We start from the raw sequence: 2,854 nt of genomic DNA, 5'->3' as shown, positions 1-2,854 counted from the left end.
GATCACGAGCCCGGGCCGCAGGTCGACCAGCAGCGGGAAGCCCATGTCGCCGGCCAGCGCCGCTGCCCCTGCGGCCAGTTCACGCTGCTGCGTCGGCGTGGTGACGCGGTAGCACGCCATCGCGCTGAACACCGCCTGCCAGTCGGCTGTCCCGACCGTCTCGCCGAGCGCCGCGCCCGGCACCAGGTCGACCTCGTTGCCGTCGGGGTCGGTGTGGCAGACCCCGTACGGTCCAGAGCCCTCACCAGGACTGGCCTGCTCGACCGCCGCGGCCGGGCGCACCACGTCGAGGTGGATGCGGTTTCGCAACGGCCGCGGCTCGGTCGCCTGCCGGATCCGGATCGCGGGGTCGCGCCGCAACGGATCCGTCAAACCACCGTCATCTGCAGGCGCGTAGCCGAGCACGCGCTGCCAGAACCGAGTCACCACAGGCGGGTTCGCGGATTCGAACACGACGCTCAGGTGCTGCAGCACGGCAGGGTTGGCGGCCATCCCGAGGTCCCGCGCGGCTGCCGACACCGCTTCGGCGTGGCCGACCGAGTCGAGGCGCACGCGCGTGCCTGTCGCCCGCAGGTCGACCACGATCCCGGGCGACAGTTCCACGATGCGCTCGGCCAGCGCTGCCCCCTCGATCAGTGAGGGCGCGTCGAACCATGCCGCAGCAACGCCATCGACCACCCGCCAATCCGGACCGAGCTCTGTCATACGCGGCACTGTAGAACCCATTGCGGACGAGCTCCTTCCGGATGGTGATCCGAACCGATCGTTGTGCCGTGTCACGGCCGACGGGTCGGCGGTGTCTTGATGGCTGTCGCACGTCGCGACCGGATCAGCACCTCGAAGGAGCACACCATGAACCTCGCCCTGTGGATCGCCGCCGGCCTGCTCGCCACCGTCCTCCTCGTGAGCACCTCCAAGGCGTTCGTACCGCGGGAGAAGATCGCCTCGGTGGGCCACGCCGCGGAGTGGGTCCTCGACTTCAGTCCTGGCGCCCTGCGTGCGATCGCCGCCCTGGAGCTCCTCGCGGCGGTCGGCCTGATCCTGCCCGCTGTCCTCGGCATCGCTCCGGGGCTGGTGCCCGTCACCGCCGTCTGCGTCGCGCTGCTCTTCCTCGGCGCGGCGACCATGCGTCTGCGCCGCGGGGAGAGGTGGACGATCGCGCCGGACCTCCTCTACCTCGCCATGGCCGTCTTCGTCGCGTGGGGTCGGTTCGGCCCAGAGGCCTTCCCCGCCTGAGCGAGACGCGTCGGGTCGTATGCCGCTGAGCCGGGCCCCGCACCCAAGGCCGCTCGGGGCTCGGGCCAGCTCGACGGCATACGCCACCTGCCGTGTCGGTCTCCGCGGTCTGCTGACGAGCGGTGGTCAGCTGGTCTGGTCGTCCAGGACCGCGCCGCCGGCGTTCTTGCGCACCGACTCGATGCCCTTGAGCGCGCTCGCCCTTGTCTCGTAGGCCTCGCCCGTGGCGATGATCTGCCCGTTGCTGGCCTTGAGACGGAAACGGAACTTGCCGGACGCATCCTTGTACAGCTCGAACTTGCCTGCCATCGCTTGCCTCCTTGCGTGGGGAGAACCTGCTGTCTCGAACCTAGACCGTGGCAGGAGTTCGTGTGCCCGAATGCACCGATTTCGTCCTCCTGAGCGTGCACACGCGGGGGCTTGGCGTGGCCCCCGCCCCGGCGGATGCCGCGGGCAAAGGCTCCTCGCGGCGGCACCGGCCGGAGCGCTCGGCTGCTGGGCACCTCGGAGCTGTCGATCTTGAGGATGCCGTCCTCCTCGACAAAGCCATGGGCCGTGCGCTCCTCGACGACGCGACCGTCCTCGACGGTGTGCGTCAAGCTCGCCTCGACGCGCATCGGCCCCGATTCCGGGGGAGCCGAAGCAGCTTGGCGGCCACGGTGCGTTGGAGACGCTCGTCTCGTGCCTGCCAGACCGTGCCCATCCCGCCGACGGCGATCTGCTCGAGCAGGCGGTACCGCCCGGCGAGGACGACATCGCGTTGGCTCGTGACGTCGGCTCCCTCGTCGCCTGCGTCCGGGTGGCCGGTTGACCATGGCAACGTACCCACGATCAGGTGCGAGCGGCGGCTCAGGCCTCCCCGCCCTCATCGGGATCGTCGAACTCGTCGTGGCGCTCATCCTCGATCTCCCCCGCAGCACGCTCGAGCTCGCGCGCATGGGCCGCGACGACCTTGGGATCGACCTCGTCGTAGAGGTCGCTGGCAGCGCGATCCAACGCCCACGGCGCGGGAGGGAGGGTGCTGTCCGGATCCTCAGTTCTGACCATGCCGACCTCCTCGCCAGGTGGTGCCGGACGGCCGGTAGCGCGCAGTCACTGCCGGACCTGCGCCCGAGACGAGGCGCCGCATGAGTCGTATATCGTCGTGCAGTCGGCGGGGGACCGGTAGCCGATAGAGGTTGAGGGCCTGCTCATAGGCCAACATCGTCGCGAGGTAGTCGCCGCGGGCGTCCTTGAGCTGCGTCGGTCCCGCGGGCGGCCGACGCGCCACCATGACGGCCTCGCGCGCCTCGTTCATGCTGTCCCGCAGTGAGCTCAACACGCTCGTCGCGTCGGCTCCCATGGTGGGGTCCACACCCGGTGGGGGCGGCTCCGGCGGGTCTGTCGTCATCGGTGACTCTGGGCGCACATCCGTGGACACCTTGCTTCCCACCGCGCTCGGGGCGAATGGCGAGGGCGGTTCACCCACCATACGCCCGTGCCGCCCGCTCCCCGCGGTCGCCCGAGCTGCGGTGATGGCGCCGTGGGAGACGGACAACCTCGTGGGGCGGTCGGGTGGGTGGGCGACCGGGATCGGGCCGGGGTCCGATAGGTGGTGCTGCTCGGGTGGGGGGCCGAC

At 70.6% G+C, this 2,854-nt stretch carries 5 protein-coding genes; 1 reads left to right on the top strand and 4 read right to left on the bottom strand.

Annotation, left to right across the window (positions count from 1 at the left end):
- On the bottom strand, window positions 1–705 hold a 705-nt coding region (locus LOY02_RS18955), incomplete at its 3' end, for a VOC family protein (protein ID WP_317183920.1).
- A gap of 99 nt (window positions 706–804) precedes the next feature.
- On the opposite strand from LOY02_RS18955, the gene LOY02_RS18950 reads away from it, so the two are divergent.
- Window positions 805–1,236, top strand: coding sequence for a DoxX family protein (locus LOY02_RS18950; protein WP_317183919.1), 432 nt, complete (start codon window positions 805–807; stop codon window positions 1,234–1,236).
- A 126-nt stretch (window positions 1,237–1,362) separates the two neighbouring features.
- On the opposite strand, the gene LOY02_RS18945 is transcribed toward LOY02_RS18950, so the two are convergent.
- From LOY02_RS18945 to LOY02_RS18935, 3 genes are all read right to left on the bottom strand, one after another.
- Window positions 1,363–1,545: a YegP family protein gene (locus LOY02_RS18945; protein ID WP_317183918.1), complete on the bottom strand. Its 183-nt coding sequence runs from the start codon at window positions 1,543–1,545 to the stop codon at window positions 1,363–1,365.
- A gap of 540 nt (window positions 1,546–2,085) precedes the next feature.
- Window positions 2,086–2,283: a hypothetical protein gene (locus LOY02_RS18940; protein ID WP_317183917.1), complete on the bottom strand. Its 198-nt coding sequence runs from the start codon at window positions 2,281–2,283 to the stop codon at window positions 2,086–2,088.
- Window positions 2,270–2,626 (bottom strand): hypothetical protein, encoded by a 357-nt coding sequence (locus LOY02_RS18935; RefSeq protein WP_317183916.1) that lies wholly within the window; start codon window positions 2,624–2,626, stop codon window positions 2,270–2,272. The genes LOY02_RS18940 and LOY02_RS18935 overlap by 14 nt, the downstream gene beginning before the upstream one ends.
- Window positions 2,627–2,854: the final 228 nt, after the last annotated feature.

Origin of the sequence: Intrasporangium sp. (assembly GCF_032907665.1) — a bacterium.
Taxonomy (GTDB): Bacteria; Actinomycetota; Actinomycetes; order Actinomycetales; family Dermatophilaceae; genus Intrasporangium.
Note: the sequence above shows the minus strand (reverse complement) of the source record. Positions and strands in the feature narration are given on the sequence as shown.